17 protein-coding genes and 1 tRNA gene are annotated in these 21,803 nt (G+C 44.7%); 8 read left to right on the forward strand and 10 right to left on the reverse strand.

Annotation, left to right across the window (positions count from 1 at the left end; genetic code table 11):
- Positions 1 to 8: 8 nt before the first annotated feature.
- The 5 genes from DXD68_RS21075 to DXD68_RS21095 form a co-directional block, all read right to left on the reverse strand.
- Positions 9 to 1,259 (reverse strand): site-specific integrase, encoded by a 1,251-nt coding sequence (locus DXD68_RS21075; protein WP_117722017.1) that lies wholly within the window; start codon positions 1,257 to 1,259, stop codon positions 9 to 11.
- 380 nt (positions 1,260 to 1,639) lie between these two features.
- Positions 1,640 to 2,917, reverse strand: a complete 1,278-nt coding sequence (locus tag DXD68_RS21080; protein WP_004293508.1) for a phage integrase SAM-like domain-containing protein — start codon at positions 2,915 to 2,917, stop codon at positions 1,640 to 1,642.
- Between the two features lie 258 nt (positions 2,918 to 3,175).
- Positions 3,176 to 4,819: a Gfo/Idh/MocA family protein gene (locus DXD68_RS21085; protein WP_122363446.1), complete on the reverse strand. Its 1,644-nt coding sequence runs from the start codon at positions 4,817 to 4,819 to the stop codon at positions 3,176 to 3,178.
- 4 nt (positions 4,820 to 4,823) lie between these two features.
- Positions 4,824 to 5,330, reverse strand: coding sequence for a DoxX family membrane protein (locus tag DXD68_RS21090; RefSeq protein WP_122363447.1), 507 nt, complete (start codon positions 5,328 to 5,330; stop codon positions 4,824 to 4,826).
- 74 nt (positions 5,331 to 5,404) lie between these two features.
- The gene (locus DXD68_RS21095) at positions 5,405 to 6,592 is read right to left on the reverse strand and encodes a THUMP-like domain-containing protein (RefSeq protein WP_122363448.1); all 1,188 of its coding nucleotides are present in this window, start codon (positions 6,590 to 6,592) and stop codon (positions 5,405 to 5,407) included.
- A 296-nt stretch (positions 6,593 to 6,888) separates the two neighbouring features.
- Between DXD68_RS21095 and trpB the strand changes: the two genes are divergently transcribed.
- The 7 genes from trpB (at position 6,889) to trpA (ending at position 13,657) form a co-directional block, all read left to right on the forward strand.
- A complete protein-coding gene (gene trpB / locus DXD68_RS21105) occupies positions 6,889 to 8,082 on the forward strand; it encodes a tryptophan synthase subunit beta (RefSeq protein WP_122363449.1) in 1,194 nt (397 codons plus the stop codon).
- A 67-nt stretch (positions 8,083 to 8,149) separates the two neighbouring features.
- On the forward strand, positions 8,150 to 9,553 hold the full coding sequence (locus DXD68_RS21110; protein WP_122363450.1) for an anthranilate synthase component I family protein: 1,404 nt from the start codon (positions 8,150 to 8,152) through the stop codon (positions 9,551 to 9,553).
- 61 nt (positions 9,554 to 9,614) lie between these two features.
- Positions 9,615 to 10,187, forward strand: coding sequence for an anthranilate synthase component II (locus tag DXD68_RS21115; protein ID WP_122363451.1), 573 nt, complete (start codon positions 9,615 to 9,617; stop codon positions 10,185 to 10,187).
- Positions 10,188 to 10,342: 155 nt separating this feature from the next.
- Positions 10,343 to 11,338: an anthranilate phosphoribosyltransferase gene (gene trpD / locus DXD68_RS21120; RefSeq protein WP_122363452.1), complete on the forward strand. Its 996-nt coding sequence runs from the start codon at positions 10,343 to 10,345 to the stop codon at positions 11,336 to 11,338.
- Positions 11,339 to 11,340: 2 nt separating this feature from the next.
- Entirely contained in the window at positions 11,341 to 12,153 is an 813-nt protein-coding gene (gene trpC, locus DXD68_RS21125) for an indole-3-glycerol phosphate synthase TrpC (RefSeq protein ID WP_122363453.1), read from the forward strand.
- Positions 12,147 to 12,806, forward strand: coding sequence for a phosphoribosylanthranilate isomerase (locus DXD68_RS21130; RefSeq protein ID WP_122363454.1), 660 nt, complete (start codon positions 12,147 to 12,149; stop codon positions 12,804 to 12,806). Before trpC ends, DXD68_RS21130 begins: the two co-directional genes overlap by 7 nt.
- A 77-nt stretch (positions 12,807 to 12,883) precedes the next feature.
- Positions 12,884 to 13,657, forward strand: coding sequence for a tryptophan synthase subunit alpha (gene trpA, locus DXD68_RS21135; protein WP_122363455.1), 774 nt, complete (start codon positions 12,884 to 12,886; stop codon positions 13,655 to 13,657).
- A gap of 92 nt (positions 13,658 to 13,749) precedes the next feature.
- Here trpA and DXD68_RS21140 read toward each other — a convergent pair.
- Positions 13,750 to 13,836, reverse strand: a tRNA-Ser gene (locus DXD68_RS21140).
- A 215-nt stretch (positions 13,837 to 14,051) separates the two neighbouring features.
- Positions 14,052 to 14,603 carry an NADH peroxidase gene (locus DXD68_RS21145; protein ID WP_005856013.1) on the reverse strand — a complete coding sequence of 184 codons (552 nt, stop codon included), beginning with the start codon at positions 14,601 to 14,603 and terminating at the stop codon, positions 14,052 to 14,054.
- A 187-nt stretch (positions 14,604 to 14,790) separates the two neighbouring features.
- Here DXD68_RS21145 and DXD68_RS21150 point away from each other — a divergent pair, with 187 nt between their 5' ends.
- Positions 14,791 to 15,849, forward strand: a complete 1,059-nt coding sequence (locus DXD68_RS21150; RefSeq protein WP_122363456.1) for a class I fructose-bisphosphate aldolase — start codon at positions 14,791 to 14,793, stop codon at positions 15,847 to 15,849.
- A gap of 80 nt (positions 15,850 to 15,929) precedes the next feature.
- Here the strand turns inward: DXD68_RS21150 and DXD68_RS21155 are convergent, their stop codons facing one another.
- From DXD68_RS21155 to DXD68_RS21165, 3 genes are all read right to left on the reverse strand, one after another.
- Positions 15,930 to 17,402, reverse strand: a complete 1,473-nt coding sequence (locus tag DXD68_RS21155; RefSeq protein ID WP_158585917.1) for a RagB/SusD family nutrient uptake outer membrane protein — start codon at positions 17,400 to 17,402, stop codon at positions 15,930 to 15,932.
- Between the two features lie 12 nt (positions 17,403 to 17,414).
- A complete protein-coding gene (locus DXD68_RS21160) occupies positions 17,415 to 20,480 on the reverse strand; it encodes a SusC/RagA family TonB-linked outer membrane protein (RefSeq protein WP_122363458.1) in 3,066 nt (1,021 codons plus the stop codon).
- Positions 20,481 to 20,768: 288 nt separating this feature from the next.
- A complete protein-coding gene (locus DXD68_RS21165; protein WP_122363459.1) occupies positions 20,769 to 21,803 on the reverse strand; it encodes an exo-alpha-sialidase in 1,035 nt (344 codons plus the stop codon).

The following is a 21,803-nucleotide window of genomic DNA, read 5'->3' on the forward strand; positions in this document are numbered from 1 at the left end:
TCCTTTCCTTAATATGCCATATGGTTATAATAGATACTGCGTACAACTGGAATCTGTAAACTGCATTTTCTTAATTGGTCAAAGTCGATTTGCAAATATGTTTTGGTTGTTTCAGCATAACTGTGCCCCATGGTCATACTGATTATATAGTATCCAGCTCCATGCTTTAACAGATTTGAAGCAAAGCTATGCCGAAGAGAATGAGGACCATGTTTCTTTTTCTGCCAATTCGAAATATTCGAATTCTTAAAAGCGCCTTCCACTATGGAATAAATCCCGCCGGATGAAAGCCGTAACCCTTTACGTTTAGAGTCATGTCGTACAATAATCACATCATCTCCACCCGGAGGCCGTCCGTATTTCAAATATTCAATAATGGCATTACCGATAGACGGAATAAGAGGATAAGAAACCGGAATATCTGTTTTTTGTTGGTTAAACAATATCGTGTTCGATTCCCAATCGATGTGTTTCAAACTCAAACTCCGGATATCCGATGCTCTCATACCATATTCTGAAGCCAATAGTAAAATAAGATAATTCCGTTTCCCCAACGGTGTACTTCTGTCAACGGATGAGATTAGATTTTTAATTTCTTCTTCGGTATATGTTGTAGGCAGCTTTGATGCAGCACGAATATAAGGCTCTTTGAGTATGAATATTGATAAATCCCCTTTCGTAATACCTGTTTCATACAGGTATCGGTAAATGTTGCGAAGAACGCCTTTGTACCTTACTCGGTTGGATTTTGATTCGGACGTAATAAAATCTTCAAAAAGCGATGATGAGACTTCCGCCAAATTAACTCCTCGTGCCCATAAAAAAGAATCGAATTTAGTTGCAACCCGTTTGTGGGTTTCCACTGTGGACGGTGTGAATTTGAGTGTCGATATGCACCAGTCGATATACGGATAAAAGACATCACCAAGTTTTGTCTTAAAAATTTTTTGGTGAGAGGGTGTATAATTTTCGAAATCTTCATCTCTATATATCGACAGAAGCATTCGAATAACCCGCAGTTTACGCCTCTGTTCTGATGTTAAAGATGGGGCCAGATAACGTGTCCCTATAAATTCGTCACAAAATTGGAAGGCATTTTCTTCGTTAAATTCTTTAAGACCTTTTTTATCCCACCATTTTTGTATGATACGACAGATTTTCGAATAATCATAAAAAGTTCCCTGACTATAACCTCTGTCAATCAATTCACATCGATATGCATCGATAATTTCCGAGATGGATTTATTCGTTTTACACATAACTTGTAGATTTAGAATTTACTAAAGCTACAAATAATTATGTAAAGAAAATAATTAGGAAGCGGCTGGAACATAATATATTCCAACCGCTTCTTTACATTATAATAGTGTTTACCTAATTGTTGCCTTTTTCAATCTGAAGTGCCGCATCCGTGGAGAATGTAGCATATACTTCCTGTATTTTTGAAACCAATTCTTTCATATAAATTCTATTTAAGTTATTGACCACAAAGGTAATGAAAATAATCGAGAATAAGAGCGATTTTGTCAATATTGCAAATATCACATTGGTAATCAATGACTTTTAACAGCCATTACACCGTATGATTTATCCATCAGAGAAATTGTCAAGGTGTTTACAACTTTATGGATATGTCTGGTCAGAACATTTCTTCCATCTGCCGCTTGATTTCTTCCCGCTTTGTATTCTTGTAGTAATGCTTATAGATGGTCAATGGGCTGTTACCAGCCATCTCTGCAACCACATACGGATTATTACCGGCATCTACCATCTTCGATATGAAAGAGCCACGGGCGGAATACCATGTGATGTTTTCTTTAATGCGCAGCATCTTGCATGCTTTCGTCAAGGTTTGTGAAAGGCGTGTGGAAATTTGCTTGACACGTGTAGTCTTCTTGGAAGTGGTCGTGTGTTTATGAGTAAAAACAGGAAATACATAATTTCCATAACTTTGCCCACGGTATTTATTCATGATGGCTTTTGCTTTACTGAGTAATTCCGGTTTGGCTGTTTTGGGAAACTTGATACGTTCATAGACGATGCGGTCTTCCTGGACCAAATCCCATGTCAGGTTACATACATCGACATTCGCCATACCTCCGGTATAGTAGCTGAACAGGAACAAATCAAGATGCAACTGCTCTTTTTTCGTAAACAAGGTACGGTCAACATTTGCGATTTTAGCTATGACTGTTTCCGGAACTGCTCTTGAAGTGGTTTCCGGCCAATTAATATCATCACCGAGACAGAGGAAGTTATCCATATTCACCCCGTACATCTCTTTCTTTTCTGCCTGCCTGCATACGGCACGGAGCAACCTTAGTTTGTGTGTAAGTCCGGCCTTGTTGCCATTTCTGATACCTCTTTCTTTAAGCCAAAACGCAAAGTCAAGAAGAAACTCTTCTGTAATATCCGTAAAGAAATAAGAGGAAAAGGCTTTTTCATATTTTTCCTTTGTAAACGCCTGCAGTTCACGCTTGAGATAGACATACCGTTTAGCATTGGTCGTGCTGTCGACAATCTGACCGTTCTTGATGCGTTTCTTGTTTTTGAATGTCTCTTCAAGATAATCGATCATCTGCTGGACACTCTTTACTTTGACCTCGGGTTTGGCCGCCTTGATTTCATCGAAGCAATGTGATAGCTGGACGGGCGACCAGTTCCTGCCTTCCATCTCCCAGGTATCGGCGACATGCAGATATTTGGTTCGCAAATCGAAAAGCAGTTTGTTCTTGGTAGTGGCCTCCGCACTCCCTACACGGAAACTCTGAGACTTGACATCCCAGTCTTTTAATAGCCCTGTGATGTTTATAACCTTCGGCACACGGGCGTAACCGGTCTTGAAGAAAATTATCTCCAGCTTGACCATCTTGGTGTCTTTCGGGTTCTGCTTACCCCTGATGTTAATCGTGTACATAGACTGATAACGAGTTAGTTAATGACTTATTATTAATTCGCATTAGTAGGAATCAATTGGTATTAATTAACCTACATAGAAACCTACATGAAAAGAGTAGTTTCCTTAGCGAAATAATGTTTATACGGATAAATCCGTACTTGTGTCATTTACTAACTCGTTATCAATCAACTATTTTTCCTAATCACAAAAGTTGTGTCCGAAAAAAGGGTGTGCCATATAGACGCTGCCCTTTTTCTTATATCTATTCTTGTCAGATTATCCTCTCACAATCTCTTCATTTTCCTTATCCCAGTACATCGTGCGTCCTTCCAGATAAGCATGCGTACCCATGTGGGCGGTCATGGCTTCCTGGAATGCAGCATCGATGTTACAGCTGGGCTGTTTTCCCTGGCGGATACATTCCAACCATTCACGGATGTGGAGATGGGTCGTGTCGAAACGTTTACCGCCTACATAAGTATAAAGCAAACCGCGCTGGGCGAAGTACAACTCCGTAGGCGACGTGATGGCATCCACCGAATTTTGTCCCGGCACATAGGTGTAGAACGGCTCGTTCGGCTTGATGATCCCCTGGTCGATCTTGTCTTTATAGATTTCGGAAGCAGGGTCGGCCTTTAAGGTAATCGTATTGGAAAGCTCCATCTGGGCATCATGCCCCATGATCACTTTTCCACGCGGACGGTTGCTTGCCAGTGTGGCACTGTACAACATCGTCATATCGCGGTCCGGAAACTCAAAGGTAGTCTGCAGCACATCCGGCACGGTACGTCCGTCCTTGAAGAAGTAGACACCACCGGAAGAGGTAGCCGAATGAGGGATCCCCACACCGAATATCTGATTGATGGCATCATACTCATGCGTCAGCAAGTCGCCGCTCAATCCTGTACTGTAATCCCACCAGCAACGCCAGCGGAAGAAACGTTCGAGGCTGAACTTGTCGCGGGGATCGGGACCGATATACCGTTGCAGGTTGTTCGATGTCATATAGTCGGTATATTCCTTAATACGTTCTTCCGGTCCCTCAAACTGTTTCCAGTCGATCGTTTCCGGGGAAGCACCGTCGATCAACGGATACACCCAGGCACCGTTCGGATCGTTGCGGTTGGTACATACTTCAATCAGCGAGACTTTACCGATCAGCCCCTTGTCGATGATCTCCTTGGCACGGATATAACTGTCTGTCTGACGGCCCTGGTGTCCCAACTGGAACACGATACCGGTTTCTTTCACCACTTTACGCACCTCATATGTTTCGGGGACTGTCCATGAAAGCGGTTTCTCTACATAGACATGCTTACCTGCTTTGGCAGCTTCCATCGCCATCGTACTGTGCCAATGGTCAGGAGTAGCGATGATAACGGCATCGATATCGTCAGCCGCCAGCAACTCCTTATACGTCCTGTAACGCTTCGGAGCTTTGCCGAACTTACCGTTCGATCCTTCCCGGTGAATATTGGATGCAGCCAGTGCAGCCGCCTCACCATACACATCGAAAATGTCGCATACGCCGGTCACCTCGATATTCAGATCGTCCTGTTCCAGGAACTGCTCGTAACGTTTGTCTTTGCTGTCATTCTTCGCCCCTTCGATCAGTCCGTCGATCCAGGAAGGTTCGGCAAAGCCTGCCGCACGCATCAACTGTTTACCGCGGATACCGAATCCGATCATCCCGATACGTATCTTTTTTCCGTCCAGCTGAGCAGGGATCATATGATGTTCCTGATCGAAACGGAAAGCGCTGCCCAGGCTCTTCGATTCCTTATCGTGCTTTTGTTTTCTGTATACGCCATAACCCAACGCACCCAACACAGGGATGGTAGCCAATGTCTTCAGGGCATTACGACGGCCTTCCGATTCGGGGCCTTTACTTTCTTTCGGAGTATTGTTCTCTGTTGCCATGCTGTTACATTAATTTGAGTTTAGACAATAAGGGGATCGCCTTTTTCAGGTAGCGGTCCAGCCCGATAATATGAGAGGTGGGGAAAGCCAGCAGTACAGCCAGTGCCGCCATCTCGACGAGATTCTTGTCTATCCACAGGTATGAACCTTCAAACGGCATCATATATTGTGCGCCGATGAAAGAAGGATGGGAAAGGTAATAAAACGCAAGCAATACCATTGCCCCGATAGAAGAGAGTTTACTGAAAGCACCCGTTATCAGTCCGAGACCGATCAACAGCAGCGCCCATTCATTCAGCGCATTTACCATGTTCATCATAGCCGGATCACTAGCCAACCCGGCAAAAAAGTCAGACATAAAACCTTTGGAATCGAGGAGGTAAGGAAGCGACGTCCATTTGGGATTCAGGATCTTCACCAGTCCTTCGTAGGCAAAATGCCAGCCAATGAATAATCGCAGGACGACCATCGCGGTCAGCTGCGCAGAAGTGTAAGAATCTTTCTGTATCATTTCATGTATTTGATTTAACCCCGCAAATATAGGGATAAAATCCGGAGATAAAAGACATGAAAAGATTTATGATACTACAACTTGCTACATTTAACCATAATTTTACTACCATCGGCAAGGGTTGTAGCAAAAAGATACACATTTCCCCCATCCGTTATCTTTGTTCGTTTGCGCAATTCTTCGACGGACAACGGAAAATTGCGGACAGTCATATTCGCCTGAGGGATGTCTTTGGATAAACTTTTACATAGTTTTCCGGAAAAAGGATAGACTTCCTCGACAACGAAGCATCTGCCGGGAAAGTCTTCGACCACGGTATCCGAGGTGTAGAGATGGCTGCTTACATGCAGTTTCTCCAGCCCGAAACGGGTTGCCACACACTTGAAGGCTCCGGCTTTCAGCAAAGAAGCATTGGGTTCGTAAAAGAAACGGCCGATCCGGTTTGCCGGATGCAGAAGCTCGGAATATTCTTCTTCCAATGTAAAAGTAAAAGCATCTTCCCTCCCGCTGCTGTCATAATTGATGCAATGGATAGCCGGTGAGGTGACTGCACTCCCGCGTTCTATAACAAATAAAAGTTCCTTACATTCATTCTTCACTGACAGAACATGTATCTGAATCGTTCCGGGTAACAGTTCAAGTGTTTGCCGGATATCGGCCATCGGAGATAACTTCGCAATCACTTTGGGAGCACGGAGAAACAGGTCGGGCAAAAGAGCTGGCAGATCCGGTTCGCAATCGGGTAAGGCATAGACACGTTTGTTGCCTTCGCCACGACGGGCGGGATCGATATAAAAGACATCGACCTGGGGCAAACGGGATAAAAGCTCCGTGCTGTCTCCTTCGATCACCGTTATATTATCCGCTCCCAAGACGGAGAAGTTATTCCGTGCCGCCTCGCAATATCCGGGGAAACGTTCGATATAATCGACATGACGGACCCGGCGGGAAAAATAATAACTATCGATTCCCAGCCCGCCGGTCAGATCGCACAGCGTTTCGTTCTCCTGCACCAAACGTTGCTTATAAAAAGCGGTCTGCTCGGACGAACATTGTTCGGCGGATATCTTCGAAGGGAACAATAAAGCATCATTGGCATACCATGAAGGCAGCTTCTCCCTGATCTGGCGGCGGGCAGCAATCTGGTCTGCCGCAAAAGGAACGTCGATCGAAGGATAACGGGAAGCACTCAACAAGAGACGTGTCAAATCATCCCCTGCATGCTCTTTTACAAATCTCCGGAACTCATCAGTCTGTTTCATGCCGCAAAGATAAGAAGAATTCCTGTATATAGATTTTTTCAAAAAAAAGTAGCAAATCATTTGCAGTTTGTCAGAGAATATCTATATTTGCTGCCGTAATAACAGAAAAAACAATGACAACATTTATAGTAAATACATTTTGGTGGTGGCGCTCTTTACTCCTCAAACGGTCGTAAGGAACGCAGTCCTGTGTATATACTAGTCAAGATATCATAGAAAGGTCTGTCGCACTTGCGACGGGCCTTTTTTCTTTTTACAGCATTCACGAAATACAATTAAAACAACATAGCAAAAAGATGAAAACGTATCAAGTTGACAAAAACGGTTATTATGGAGAGTTCGGCGGAGCATATATCCCCGAGATACTTCACCAGTGTGTGGAAAACTTACAGAACACTTATCTGGAAGTACTGGAAAGCGAAAGTTTCAAACAGGAATTCAATCTGTTACTCCGCGATTACGTAGGCCGTCCCTCTCCTCTTTACCTTGCCAAACGGTTAAGCGAAAAGTATGGCTGCAAGATCTATCTGAAACGGGAAGACCTGAATCATACGGGTGCCCATAAGATCAATAACACGATCGGACAGATCCTGCTGGCACGCCGTATGGGTAAGACACGCATCATCGCAGAAACAGGTGCCGGACAGCATGGTGTGGCAACAGCAACCGTCTGCGCCCTGATGAATATGGAGTGTATTGTCTATATGGGTAAGACGGACGTGGAACGCCAGCACGCCAATGTGCAGAAGATGGAGATGCTCGGAGCAACAGTCGTTCCGGTCACATCCGGTAATATGACCCTGAAAGATGCAACGAACGAAGCGATCCGTGACTGGTGTTGTCATCCCTCCGATACGTATTATATCATTGGTTCTACCGTAGGTCCTCATCCTTACCCGGATATGGTAGCACGTCTGCAATCCGTTATCAGCGAAGAGATAAAGAAGCAACTGCTGGAGAAAGAGGGACGGGATCATCCAGATTATCTGATCGCTTGTGTGGGAGGAGGCAGTAATGCAGCGGGGACTATTTACCATTTTGTCGATGATGAACGCGTGAAGCTCGTACTGGCGGAAGCCGGGGGAAAAGGAATCTGTTCCGGTCAGAGCGCCGCTACTATCCAATTGGGAAAGAAAGGCATTATCCACGGAGCACGGACACTGGTGATGCAGAACGAAGACGGGCAGATAGAAGAACCTTACTCGATTTCCGCCGGACTGGATTATCCGGGTATCGGTCCGATCCATGCGAATCTCTCCGTTACTCACCGGGCTTCCATCCTGGCTGTCGACGACGATGAAGCGCTGGAAGCGGCCTTCGAACTGACACGACTGGAAGGGATCATTCCCGCTTTGGAAAGTGCACATGCACTGGGGGCACTCAGTAAAGTGAATTTCAAACCGGAAGATGTGGTGGTACTGACTGTTTCCGGACGTGGGGATAAAGATATGGACACTTTTATTAATTATAAATTGAAAATTGAAAATTGAAAATTGGCTACACGATTCAATCTTTAATTTTCAATTTTCAATTTTCAATCTTTAATTTTCAATTATTATGCACTATCATTTCAAAGCGATAAGCAAACAGGTCTTAGGCGACCTGCATACTCCCGTAAGCATTTACTTAAAAGTACGGGATATCTACCCGGAATCGGCGTTACTGGAAAGTTCCGACTTCCACGGAAATGAGAACAGCCTTTCTTTCATTGCTCTCTGTCCGTTGGCCAGTATCGGCATCAACAACGGTGAGAGTACAGCGGCTTTCCCCGACGGAATCCGGGAGGTTACCCCTCTTACCGAAAATTACAATGTGGCAGATGCAATGAATGCTTTCCTCAGCCGCTACAGTATTGAAGGAGCAGACAAAAATGTCTGCGGATTATTCGGTTACACGGCATTCGACGCAGTCCGTTACTTCGAGAATATCCCGGTGATGGAAGCTCATCACGAAGAGAACGACGCACCCGACATGCTATACATATTATATAGGTATATCCTTGTATTCAATCATTTCAAAAATGAACTGACCCTGGTCGAGCTGCTGCAGGAAAACGAACAGAGTAACCTGCAGGAAATAGAAGCACTGATCGAAAACCGCAACTATGCTTCCTATAACTTCCAGACTTCCGGACCGGAGACTTCTCCCATCACCGATGAAGAATACAGAGCATCGGTCCGCGAAGGAATCAAACACTGCCTGCGTGGCGATGTCTTCCAAATCGTACTTAGCCGTCGCTTCGAACAACCGTTCAAAGGGGATGACTTCAAAGTCTACCGTGCATTGCGGAGTATCAATCCTTCACCTTACCTGTTTTATTTCGACTTCGGCGGTTTCCGAATCTTTGGTTCTTCTCCCGAGACACATTGCAAAGTGACGGACGGCCATGCCAGCATCGACCCGATCGCCGGAACCGCTTTCCGTACCGGAAATGTAGCCCTCGACAAACAGCGTACCGAAGCCTTGCTGGCAGACCCGAAAGAGAATGCCGAACATGTGATGCTGGTAGACCTTGCACGTAACGACCTGAGCCGGAATGCCCACAACGTACAAGTCGATTTCTATAAAGAAGTGCAATACTACAGCCATGTGATCCATTTGGTTTCCCGTGTCAGCGGTGAAATAAACAACGATAGCAATCCGGTGAAAACGTATATCGACACCTTCCCGGCAGGAACCCTCAGCGGTGCCCCGAAAGTGCGTGCCATGCAACTGATTACGGACATCGAGAAACATAACCGCGGAGCCTACGGCGGTTGCATCGGATTTATCGGCCTGAACGGTGACCTCAACCAGGCAATCACCATCCGTACATTCGTCAGCCGCGGCAATGTATTATATTACCAGGCAGGTGCCGGCATCGTTGCCAAGAGCAACGACGAGCGGGAACTACAGGAAGTAAACAACAAGCTGGGCGCTTTGAAGAAAGCAATCGACCTGGCAGAAAAACTGAAGAATTGAGAATTAAAAATTAGAATCCCCCGTACGGGCGGTTCGCGAACCGCCCTAACCAACAAACATTATGAGCAAGATATTATTATTCGATAATTACGATTCCTTCACCTACAATTTATTACACATACTGAAGGAACTTGGTGCAGATGTTGAAGTACACCGCAATGATAAAATATCACTGGAAGAAGTAGACCGTTTCGACAAGATACTCCTTTCACCCGGTCCCGGCATTCCCGAAGAGGCAGGTATCCTGCTTCCTCTGATCCGCAGATATGCCCCGACCAAAAGTATCCTGGGCGTTTGCCTGGGTGAACAGGCCATCGGCGAAGCATTCGGAGCAACCCTGATCAATCTGAAGGACGTACATCACGGTGTTTGTTCCGATATAAAAGTAACAGCTAAAGAACCGTTGTTTACGGGACTGGAACCCGGATTCCGTGCCGGACGTTATCATTCATGGGTCGTATCACGCGAGAACTTCCCTGATTGCCTGGAAATAACTGCCGAAGATATGGAAGAGAAACAGATCATGGCTTTACGTCACCGCACCTATGATGTAAGAGGTATCCAGTTCCACCCGGAATCCGTACTGACCCCGAAAGGGAAGGCTATCATAGAAAATTGGTTAAACATGCGGTAATGGAATCAGCAAGTAAAGTGTTTCACCTATTTCCACCATACGAAACAAACTGTTTCTCCATAGTGAAACACTTGTTTCATTACGTAGAAACAGTTGTTTCATTAGGGTGAAACAAATAACAGCATGTAGAGAGAATTTATAAAAGAAAAAGAGTCATGAAAGATATATTATACAGATTATTCGAACATCAGTATCTGGGACGGGATGAAGCACGGCAGATACTTCAAAATATGGCGGTCGGACAATATAACGATTCACAGATTGCCAGCCTGATCACCGTCTATCTGATGCGTAACATCGCCGTAGAGGAATTGAGCGGATTCCGCGAAGCACTGCTCGAAATGCGGGTTCCGGTCGATCTGTCGGATTACAAGTCGATCGATATTGTAGGGACAGGCGGCGACGGTAAAAACACGTTCAATATAAGTACGGCCTCCTGCTTTGTCGTTGCCGGGGCGGGTTACAATGTGGTAAAACATGGTAACTACGGGGCAACCTCCGTCAGCGGAGCGAGTAACGTGATGGAACAGCACGGCGTGAAGTTCACCAACGATATCGACCAACTACGCCGGAGCATGGATACCTGCCATATCGCTTATCTGCATGCTCCGTTGTTCAACCCGGCATTGAAGGCAGTAGCTCCGGTACGTAAAAGCCTGGGAGTACGCAGCTTTTTCAATATGCTCGGCCCGCTGGTCAATCCGGTGATGCCTGCCTACCAGCTATTAGGCGTATATAACCTGCCGTTACTCCGTCTGTACAGCTACACGTATCAGGAAAGCGGAACACGTTTTGCCGTCGTTCACAGCCTGGACGGATTCGATGAAATATCGCTGACGACAGAGTTTAAGGTGGCTATGCCGGAGAAAGAAAAGCTCTACACACCGGAGATGCTGGGTTTCCCCCGTTGCACGGAAGCAGACCTCGACGGAGGGCAGACCGTAGAAGACGCAGCCCGTATTTTCGACAGTGTGATGCACAACACGGCTACTCCGGCACAAAAGAATTGCGTGATTGCCAATTCCGCTTTTGCCATCCAGGTAATCTGCCCGGAAAAGAAGATAGAAACCTGTATCGCTGAAGCTCGTGAATCTTTGGAAAGCGGTAAGGCGTTAGAGACATTAAAGAAATTCATTTCATTAAACAATTAACTATGAAAGATATATTGCAAGACATCATCGCCAACAAACGCATTGAAGTGGACCGCCAAAAGCAGGCAGTGCGCCTTCAGACCTTATTGGCTTTGGGTGGCGAACGTTTGGAACGCACCACCTATTCGATGCGTGCATCGCTGGCTGCTTCCTCATCCGGTATCATCTCCGAATTCAAGCGCAAGAGCCCTTCAAAGGGTTGGTTACATCCCGATGCCGCCATTGCAGAGATAGTCCCCGCTTATAAAGAAGCCGGTGCATCTGCCTGTTCCATCCTCACCGATTCGCAGTTCTTCGGCGGTTCACTGGGTGACCTGTGTCTGGCACGCAAACTGGTCGACATCCCACTGCTGCGGAAAGATTTCATCATCGACGAATATCAGCTTTACCAGGCTCGTGTCATGGGAGCCGATGCCGTCCTGCTGATTGCCGCCTGCCTCACACCGGACCAATGCCTGGAACTGGCAGAACTGGCGCACACCCTGCAATTGGAAACTTTGCTGGAAATCCATAGCGAAGCTGAGCTGGAATACCTGAATCCGCATATCGACATGCTGGGCGTGAACAACCGCAACCTCGGGACCTTCCACACCGACGTAGCCAATTCCTTCCGGCTGGCAGAGAAGATGCAGGAGATAGTCAAAGAAAAAGACCTTGCTCCTCTCCTGGTATCAGAAAGCGGAATCTCATCGACAGAGACTGTCTCTCAATTGCGTGAAGCCGGTTTCCGGGGCTTCCTGATCGGTGAAACATTTATGAAAACGGGGCAGCCGGGTGATACTCTCTCTGCTTTCATAGGAGGTTTGCCATGCTGATCAAGGTATGCGGAATGCGGGATCCGGAAAATATCCGACAGGTGGCTGCTACAGGGATCGACTGGATGGGTTTTATCTTTTACGCTCGCTCTGCTCGCTCAGTTGACAATGGAAAATTGAAAATTGAAAATGAAAGAAAGAGCTCCCCTCTTAATAATTCTCAATTGTCAATTCTCAATTGTCAATTCAAAAAAGTCGGTGTCTTCGTCAATGCCACGACCGAACAGATGATAGAGATAGCTCGACTGTATCGGCTCGACTATTTACAGCTGCATGGTAACGAATCGCCGGATATTTGTTACGCACTGCAAAAGCGAGGCTATGCCATTATCAAAGCATTCCCTATTGCTTCGGCTGACGACCTGGCTTCCACGACTGAATATGAAGGACGTGCCGATTATTTCCTGTTCGATACCAAATGTAACAGTTACGGTGGTTCCGGTAAGCAGTTCGACTGGTCGGTGCTTGCTTCTTATAAAGGAAATACCCCGTTCCTGCTCAGCGGTGGTATCAACCCCGACAGTGCGGATGCCATCATACATTTCCGACATCCCCGACTCGCCGGTATCGACCTGAACAGCGGGTTCGAGATCGAACCTGGCATGAAGGATACAGAAAAGATAAGAACGTTTATAGAAAAGATTAAGGAATAAAGAATAATATGCCAATGGGGTAATGTGCCAATGGATTACTTGGAGAAATAACTGAACTATAATTATAACAACATATTATGAATCGTATTACAAACTTATTCGAAACAAAAAAGAACGGCATCCTGTCCGTTTATTTTACAGCCGGTTACCCGCAGTTAAACGATACGGTAACCATTCTAAAAGAGTTGGAAGCCAAAGGCATCCATATGGTAGAAGTAGGCATCCCCTTTTCCGATCCGATGGCTGACGGTCCGGTTATCCAGGAGGCTGCAACCCAGGCCCTCCATAACGGCATGTCGTTACATCTCCTGTTCGACCAGTTGAAGGATATACGAAAGGAAGTTCAAATGCCGCTGGTACTGATGGGTTACCTTAATCCGATCATGCAATTCGGCTTCGAGGCATTCTGTAAGAAGTGTGTGGAAACCGGTATAGACGGCGTGATCATCCCCGACCTCCCGTTTGCCGACTATATGTCAGACTATAAAGAGACTGCCGACCGCTACGACCTGAAACTGATCATGCTGATCACTCCGGAAACCTCCGCAGACCGTATCCGCCTGATCGACGAACATACCTCCGGCTTTATCTATATGGTATCAAGTGCAGCCACCACCGGAGCACAACAGAGTTTCGACGATCAGAAGCAGGCATATTTCCGTCGTATCAATGCAATGAATCTGCAGAATCCCCGCCTGGTAGGTTTCGGAATTTCCAACAAAGCAACTTTCGAAGCTGCTTCTTCCAATTCTTCAGGAGCCATCATCGGCAGCAAGTTTATCCAGTTACTGAAAAGCGAAAAGACTATTTCCGATGCGGTAGATAAGCTGTTGGAAGGATTGAAAAAGTAATCGGGTACTCCGTCCAAACCGGTAAGCACCGAACAAACAACGGGTAGGCATCCATTTATACAGTGATGCCTACCCGTTTTTCTATATTTCAGCGGAAAGCGAGGGATTCGAACCCCCGGTACAGTTACCCGTACACCGCATTTCGAGTGCGGCCCATTCGACCACTCTGGCAGCTTTCCCGGTCGTTTGCGTGACAAATGTATGAAAAATTTCATACCGTTATCCTCCGAAAGCTCTTTTTTTCAATCAGTAACACTACTGTGCTAACAGGCGTGACACTATAGTACTAGTAGTCATAGCACTACTGTGCTAAAAATACAAGACTATCAATATAAAAAAGGGGAATAACCTTCCGGTCTCCCCCTCTCCTATCGTGTTAACGAATTATCCGTTATTATTTGAAATAACGATTATATAAACCTTCGAAGCCTTTTCCATGGCGAGCTTCGTCTTTACACATTTCATGTACAGTGTCATGGATTGCATCCAGATTCTGCTGTTTAGCTAATGTTGCAATACGTTTTTTGTCTTCGCATGCACCAGCTTCCGCTTCCATACGTTTTTTCAGGTTAGTCTTTGTATCCCAAACAACGTCACCCAACAGTTCTGCAAACTTAGCAGCATGTTCTGCTTCTTCCCAAGCATAACGTTTGAACGCTTCTGCTACTTCAGGATAACCTTCGCGATCAGCCTGACGACTCATTGCCAAATACATACCGACTTCAGTACATTCACCCATGAAGTGAGCATTCAACCCTTCAAGAATAACAGGGTCAACACCTTTAGCTACTCCTAATACATGTTCGTCAACAAACTGTAAAGCACCTTCTGTTTCTACCAGTTCTTTGAACTTGCTTTTCGGCTGTTTACATTGCGGGCAAAATTCAGGAGCTTCGTCACCTTCATGAACATAACCACATACTGTGCAGATCCATTTCTTTTTCATCTTTGTAAAATTTTATTGGTTGTAAAACTATTAGTATATATAATCATTGTTATTTCCTGCGACAAAATTAACCAAACAAATCTAAAAGGCAAATGATCTCCGATAGATATATTCTATCTGTTAATTGATAAAAACTATGGAACTTATTTCCGGCGGCAAGTGTTAGATTATAAAACTTACATATATTATGGATACATCAAAGATTAAAAGCCTGTTAGGCGACAAAGCGGAGTATTTACTTGGTCATACCTGCAAAACGATCGACAAATCGCTGATACATATTCCATCTCCTTCAACAGTAGATGATATCTGGATCAATACAGACAGAAATATTCAAACATTAAATAATTTACAAAGGATGCTGGGAAACGGACGTCTTGCCAATACCGGCTATTTGTCTATCCTTCCCGTAGACCAGGATATAGAACATACGGCAGGCGCTTCATTTGCCCCCAACCCTATTTACTTCGACCCGGAAAACATTGTAAAGCTGGCTATCGAAGGAGGCTGTAACGCTGTGGCTTCCACATTCGGGAACTTAGGAGTAGTGGCACGCAAATATGCACATAAAATACCGTTCCTTGTAAAGCTCAATCATAACGAATTGTTGACTTATCCGAACAGTTACAATCAGGTGATGTTCGGTACGGTCAAGGAAGCCTGGAATATGGGTGCCGCAGCCGTTGGTGCTACGATCTATTTCGGTTCTGCCGAAAGCCGTGATCAGTTGGTTGAAATTGCAGATGCATTTGAATATGCCCATGAGTTGGGTATGGCAACTGTGCTTTGGTGTTATTTAAGAAACAATGATTTCAAGAAAGATGGTGTCGATTATCATGCAGCTGCCGACCTGACCGGACAGGCTAACCATTTGGGCGTTACCATCAAAGCCGATATCGTAAAACAAAAACTACCGACGAACAACGGAGGTTTCACTGCCATCAACTTCGGCAAAGTAGATAAAAAGATGTACACCGAACTGACTACCGAACACCCGATCGACCTTTGCCGCTACCAGGTTGCAAACGGTTATATGGGACGTATCGGCCTCATCAACTCCGGCGGTGAATCACACGGAGCCTCCGATCTGAAGGATGCCGTTACCACAGCCGTTATCAATAAACGTGCCGGCGGTATGGGACTGATCAGCGGACGTAAGGCATTCCAACGCTCCATGAAGGATGGTGTCGAACTGTTACACACCATTCAGGACGTATATCTAGACCCGGAAATTACAATCGCATAAGTAATAACGATTAAATAGAACACCCGGAAAACTCACCATCGATTATGGAATGTTTTTCGGGTGTTTTTTATTTCAGGCTATTACTTGATACCGGAAACATTGGTTTCCCTTTCCGGTATAGGATAGAAATACTGTTCCTTACTTTTCAGATTATCAGCTATACCATAACGGGACAAGAACTTTTTCATAATATCGAAAGCCCTGTCTGTCCTGACCAGATCTCCCCACCGCTGATTTTCAAAACAGAACTCACGCCGCCGTTCTTTCAACAACACATCCGTAAAACTATCTACCGAAGATATGGCAGCAGAGGTCAATGCCGTCAAACCAGCCCGAATACGCACCTTATTTATTATATCCAACGCTCCGGCCTGATTATTCGTATGATAAAGAGCCTCTGCATACAACATGTAAACATCCGTATAACGCAGCATGATCCAGTCGATATCCCAATCGCTCGCCGCACTGATCGGTCCGTTTTGATACTTTCTTACAAACGGCTTATTAGTAATGATGCTACCCGATTTTTCCTCCCATTCCGTCTGTATAGAATAAACTCTCCGCTCATCCCCTTCCTCGGAAAATATATCGTCCAGAATCTCATCATCAAAGAAGAGCTGCCACGGGCTTCCTCCAAACGGCACGGTAAGTTCCGTATCTCCCGGCTTGATACCATTAGGCGCATTACGACTCGGATAAGGATTCCCTTCTCCCTGCGCATTCGTTTGGCAACCTAAAGAGAACACCGCTTGATCTTTGTTTTCATTCTCATACAAAAAAATATCCTCATATTTAGAAAAGAATCCGGCCTGACCTATACCATTGACAACAGCCTCCAACTCACCCTTTGCCGACTCCCAACTGCTTTTATTCAGCGGATAACCGGACTGGAACACATAGACTTTACCTAAAAAACCTTTGGCCGCCAAAACGGTTGCCCTGTTAGGCAGTTCTTTTGGCTTCACATCCGGTAACAAACCGATAGCCGCTTTCAGATCACTGATAATAAAATCATACACTTCCTCTTCCGTTGCCCGTGTCACAGAATAAGCCTCACTAATCGTCAACGGTTTATCAACAATAGGAACGCCTCTGAAATAACGCACTAAATCAAAGTAGATCAAAGCCCTGACAAAACGGGCCTCTCCTTCTATCTGTTTCCTTACGCCTTCGTCGTCAAAAGTTGCATCTTCGATACGGGTCAGAATATAATTACAACGCATAACCGTATTATACAAATCTGCCCAAGCTGTATTGAGCACCGGAGTCGCAGCATTCTCTGTAAACCGGGAAATCATACCGTCATCATAATCCACCTGTTGCCAGGCATTATCACTGCGGCATTCGGTCAACTGATAAGAAAAATTGCTTTTCAGATTAGCATTCCGTAAACCATGATAACAACCGATAATCGCCTGTTCGAACTGACTTTGTGTCTTATAAAATCCTTCGATATTCTTATTTGAGATCGGAGACAAATTCAAGTCATCCGAACATCCTCCGGCTACCACCAATAACAATGAACTTAGTATATATAGCAAACTCTTTTTCATAATCTCCTGCATTTAAAATTTGACATTTATTCCAAACTGATACGTACGGGCAAGAGGATATCCGGAATCATAATCCACACCCGGAGTTAAATTACTGTTACTGAACGGAGCATTTTGTGCCATGTGGTTATAATGATCATGCATATAGACATTATCCATACTGAAATAAATCCGGCAGTTGCTGATAAATAAGATTTTACTCATTAAACTTTGCGGAAAATTATAAGCAATATTGATATTTCGTATTCTCCAGAAAGAGGCATCTTCCAGCCACCAGTCGGACGGAGTTGTCAGATTATCCGTTGTACAGGCACGCGGCACTCTCCCGTTACCCGGCTGTTCGGGCGAACGCCAACGATCTCTCCAGTATCCTCTTACATTACCGCGGGACTGTGTCGTCTCTTTCTTTCCCAGGTTGATCAAATTACATTTAGAAACGCCATCCATGAAAATAGACAGTTCGATACCTTTATAGGAAAAATTATTGGTCAATCCCCACGTGACCTTAGGAACATTATTGCCGCAATTGGTTTTATCCAGCTCATCGATCACACCGTCACCATTCATATCTTTATACTTAATATCTCCCGGCTGAGGGTTCTTATTTGCATAAGACATATTCTTGTTTACCCGGCAATCTTCCTCATCTTTGAAAACACCGTCCGTCTTAAACAGATAATAGTTTCCGATCGACTCGCCTATCTCTGTTTTTGTGATCGGGAAACCTTCCTGATAACCGATAATAGGACTGCCGTCAGGTCCCAGCTGCTTTACCTCATTATGGTTATAAGAAAGATTGAAATTGGTACTCCAGTTAAAGGCACCTACTATATTTTTAGTCATCAGCTCTACTTCAAAACCTCGGTTTTGTATCTTTCCGATATTCTGCAAGGCTGTCCCAAATCCTGTAATCTGAGGGATCGGTACATTCAAAAGCAGATCCTTCGTATTAGCAATATAATAATCCAGACTTAAATTGATACGGTTTTTCACAAATCCAAGGTCTATGCCGATGTCGGTCGTTTGTGTCTTTTCCCAACCAAGATCAGGATTGCTGAAACTGCTGGGGCTATAACCACCAACCTTATTGCCGTTAAAGATATAGTTCGTATTGCTCATCAGTCCAATAGATGAATAATCACCTATATTATTATTACCCACAACCCCATAACTCGCACGCAATTTCATATTGCTGACAACAGGCAAAGCGTCTTTGATAAACTCCTCTTCAGACATCAGCCAACCGGCAGAAACGGAAGGAAATATTCCCCAATGGTTATTCTTGCCAAACCGCGAACTACCGTCCTGGCGGATACTAGCTGTTAAAATATAACGGTTCATATAGGCAAAGTTCGCTCTCGCCAGATAAGAGATCAGACTCCATTCGGTTGCACTGCCTGTTGCACTGTCAATCTTCGTCGCAGCATTCGGTGTTTTAATATCATCATCCGGAAAATCACTCTTTTGGAAACTCGAGTTCTCAAAATATTCATTCTGATAAGTAAAACCAGCCAGTAAATTTAACGACCAGTCCTTCTTCTCCAGATCATAATTCAATGTATTCTCCGTCAACAGATTTCTTCGCATACTATTGGAAACAGAGCCGAAACTCGGATTTCCCCTATTTACGTTCATGGTCTTGTAATACTTATCATTATACGTCGTAATGTTGGCACCGAAAGATGATTTAAAGACCAGGTTATCCAGGATATTTACATTGGCATATAAGTTCGCCAGGTAATTATTTCCTTTGGACTGGTTTTCAACTTCTTTTGCCAGGGCTATAGGATTCAGGAAGAAATGAGCATGATAATAATAGTTTCCTCCCTTTACAGTCTGCTGATCCAGTCCAACGATCGGTGCAACCAGGATGGAGCGGGAAATAGGTCCTTGTGAACTATCCGTATCCGGATCATTTTTCTCCGAATAACTTGTCTGTAAATTCAGACCGAGTGTCAGGTATTTATTGGCATCCACTTCCACGTTTGAACGGAACGACAACCTTTTATAATCCGAATTGATTATTATACCGTCCTGGTCCAGATAATTAGCAGATATGAAATACTTGCTTTTCTCTCCCGCACCGGAAACAGAAACCGAGTAATTCTGAACCGGAGCCGTCCTGCTGATCAACTCCTGCCAGTCATGATCCGGGAAAGAAGTAGGATTCGTACGCCATAACGGGTCGATGGCATATTTATAATTATCTCTGTCACTTTCAGGCACAGAGAGATCGCCTCCGTTATAAATATAGCTGTTTGTCCTTTCCTCAATGGCATATTCTATATATTCATCCCGGTTCAGGACATCTACTTTACTAAATCGTTTCTGGATCCCGTAAGACACATTCAAATCGATTACCGGCTTTCCTTTGCGTCCGCTTTTTGTTGTGATCAAAACAACCCCGTTTGCACCGCGTGAACCGTAAATAGCTGCCGATGCCGCATCTTTCAGTACTTCTATGGATTCTATATCCGAAGGACTGATACTGTTCAGGTCGCCTGATATCGGAAACCCATCCACTACATATAAAGGTGAAGCTCCGTAATTGATAGACCCCGTACCACGGACTTTTACATTAAGCGACTTACCCGGCGCACCGGATGTCTCCTGAACATATACACCGGCAATCTTTCCTTGTATAGCCTGATCGACACGAGTCACCGGGCGATCTTCCAGATCCTCCGAGCTGACTTTTGTAATGGAACTCGTCACCTGGCTGCTCTTCAGTTTACCGTAACCTATGGCTACCACTTCTTGCAATGCCAAAGCACTTTCATCGAGACTCACATGGATAGTAGACAGATTTCCTACTACTATTTCCTTTGAATCATAACCAATAAATGAAAATACCAGCGTTTCACCCTTCTTAGCCTCAAGCGAATACTCACCGTTCAAATCAGTGACAGTACCTCTGGTCGTTCCCTTCACAACAACGTTCACACCGGCCAACCGTTCTCCTCTTACTTCTGAGACTATACCTTTTATCTGATTTTCCTGAGCTACAAGCCGGAACGGACTTACACATAATAAAAGAAACGTCAGGAACAAATACAGTTTTAACAAATTCTTTCTCATGGTCTTTCTTTAATTCATGATTGATGCTTTTGATAATGGACAGACTTATAAAAAACGTTCGATCCGAGATAAAAAGGGGGCTACGCTCAGTCTGTGACCAAACGCACATATAGACATAACCCTCTGTTTAAAGCAAGATTATTCTTTTATAAGTATCACACAAAAACTAGGTTAAACAAAAAATACAGTTAAATTTTAAGTAGAATACAAACAACCTCCCCCCCCTGGTAACCAGCGCGCGAATATATACCGTCGGGAACAGTCATTCGTTAGGACACAACTCGATTTCTATTTTTTCAGAAACAATGACAAAGGTAACTTTGCAAAATAAACAGCTGAATTTGCAGTTTCATGTGAAGAATAATAGCTAACCCACAACTGATCTCCCTCTACCAAGAATCCGGGATAACTCGTATCTCCACCGGAAGGCAATACATAAGATTCCTGAAGATCCCCCTCTTCGTTACCCGTAAATAAAACGGTTTTATGATGCGACGGGACATAATAGGAACGTGACCCTGCTACTAAAACTCCTTTCCCGAGAGAGATAAAATCCGGTCCGCCCAGAGGCATCTCCATTTTTTTCCAGCTCCATTCTTTATAAGGAGGTAGGCTAACACCCCAATATCCGTAACGATCACCTTTTTCTCTCCTCACCATCATCAACATTTTCTTATCCGGCAAAATACGGACAGTCGTTTCATTCGGAAAGTCTGGAACATCCATATCTGACACCCATTGATAATTAACACCATCGGTTGTTTTCAGCAAAGTGATCCGGGCTTCATTATCTCCTTCCAGCGAATAGTTCACGCCATAACCGACAGCACCATCCCAAGTCACCCGCCAGAGCCAGTCATTACCATTTTTAGCTCTCTCTTCGATATGGATCGGAGCCGGTTCTGTAAAAGAAACTCCATCGTCGCTGAAAGATACCTGAGGGATACGGGCTATCAATTTTTTATCTTTATAGATCGATCCTCCTATGATAACCATCAACCGTCCGTCCGGTGTGACAGACAATTTAGGATCACGCAGATCATACTCCGGCTTATACATCAGCGCAACCGACTTCCATTCTTCTCCATCCTCAGAGACCAAGATTCTGACTTTCCCCTCTGCATTCCCCTTCCTATCAAAAATATGTGTTTCACCTTCCCTGAAAGAACAATAAAACTTTCCTTTATATTTGATCAGCGAAGTAAATGCACAGTGAGAGCCATTATCCCATATTTTTTTTACCGACACCTCATACTTTTGTGCGGTAATCGATGCCATACTGACTATCAGCAGGCAAAAAACAATCAGAGATACACGTTTCAT

It is taken from the genome of Parabacteroides sp. TM07-1AC, assembly GCF_003480915.1.
Lineage (GTDB): Bacteria > Bacteroidota > Bacteroidia > Bacteroidales > Tannerellaceae > Parabacteroides > Parabacteroides chongii.

What these genes read in the sequence shown, in the direction of transcription:
- DXD68_RS21160 (WP_122363458.1), bottom strand. Translation starts at nt 20,480, where the DNA reads ATGAGAAAGAATTTGTTAAAACTGTATTTGTTCCTGACGTTTCTTTTA.
- DXD68_RS21155 (WP_158585917.1), bottom strand. Translation starts at nt 17,402, where the DNA reads ATGAAAAAGAGTTTGCTATATATACTAAGTTCATTGTTATTGGTGGTA.
- DXD68_RS21095 (WP_122363448.1), bottom strand. Translation starts at nt 6,592, where the DNA reads ATGAAACAGACTGATGAGTTCCGGAGATTTGTAAAAGAGCATGCAGGG.
- DXD68_RS21090 (WP_122363447.1), bottom strand. Translation starts at nt 5,330, where the DNA reads ATGATACAGAAAGATTCTTACACTTCTGCGCAGCTGACCGCGATGGTC.
- DXD68_RS21165 (WP_122363459.1), bottom strand. Translation starts at nt 21,803, where the DNA reads ATGAAACGTGTATCTCTGATTGTTTTTTGCCTGCTGATAGTCAGTATG.
- trpC (WP_122363453.1), top strand. Translation starts at nt 11,341, where the DNA reads ATGAAAGATATATTGCAAGACATCATCGCCAACAAACGCATTGAAGTG.
- DXD68_RS21110 (WP_122363450.1), top strand. Translation starts at nt 8,150, where the DNA reads ATGCACTATCATTTCAAAGCGATAAGCAAACAGGTCTTAGGCGACCTG.
- DXD68_RS21075 (WP_117722017.1), bottom strand. Translation starts at nt 1,259, where the DNA reads ATGTGTAAAACGAATAAATCCATCTCGGAAATTATCGATGCATATCGA.
- DXD68_RS21080 (WP_004293508.1), bottom strand. Translation starts at nt 2,917, where the DNA reads ATGTACACGATTAACATCAGGGGTAAGCAGAACCCGAAAGACACCAAG.
- trpD (WP_122363452.1), top strand. Translation starts at nt 10,343, where the DNA reads ATGAAAGATATATTATACAGATTATTCGAACATCAGTATCTGGGACGG.
- DXD68_RS21145 (WP_005856013.1), bottom strand. Translation starts at nt 14,603, where the DNA reads ATGAAAAAGAAATGGATCTGCACAGTATGTGGTTATGTTCATGAAGGT.
- DXD68_RS21085 (WP_122363446.1), bottom strand. Translation starts at nt 4,819, where the DNA reads ATGGCAACAGAGAACAATACTCCGAAAGAAAGTAAAGGCCCCGAATCG.
- trpA (WP_122363455.1), top strand. Translation starts at nt 12,884, where the DNA reads ATGAATCGTATTACAAACTTATTCGAAACAAAAAAGAACGGCATCCTG.
- DXD68_RS21150 (WP_122363456.1), top strand. Translation starts at nt 14,791, where the DNA reads ATGGATACATCAAAGATTAAAAGCCTGTTAGGCGACAAAGCGGAGTAT.
- DXD68_RS21115 (WP_122363451.1), top strand. Translation starts at nt 9,615, where the DNA reads ATGAGCAAGATATTATTATTCGATAATTACGATTCCTTCACCTACAAT.
- DXD68_RS21130 (WP_122363454.1), top strand. Translation starts at nt 12,147, where the DNA reads ATGCTGATCAAGGTATGCGGAATGCGGGATCCGGAAAATATCCGACAG.
- trpB (WP_122363449.1), top strand. Translation starts at nt 6,889, where the DNA reads ATGAAAACGTATCAAGTTGACAAAAACGGTTATTATGGAGAGTTCGGC.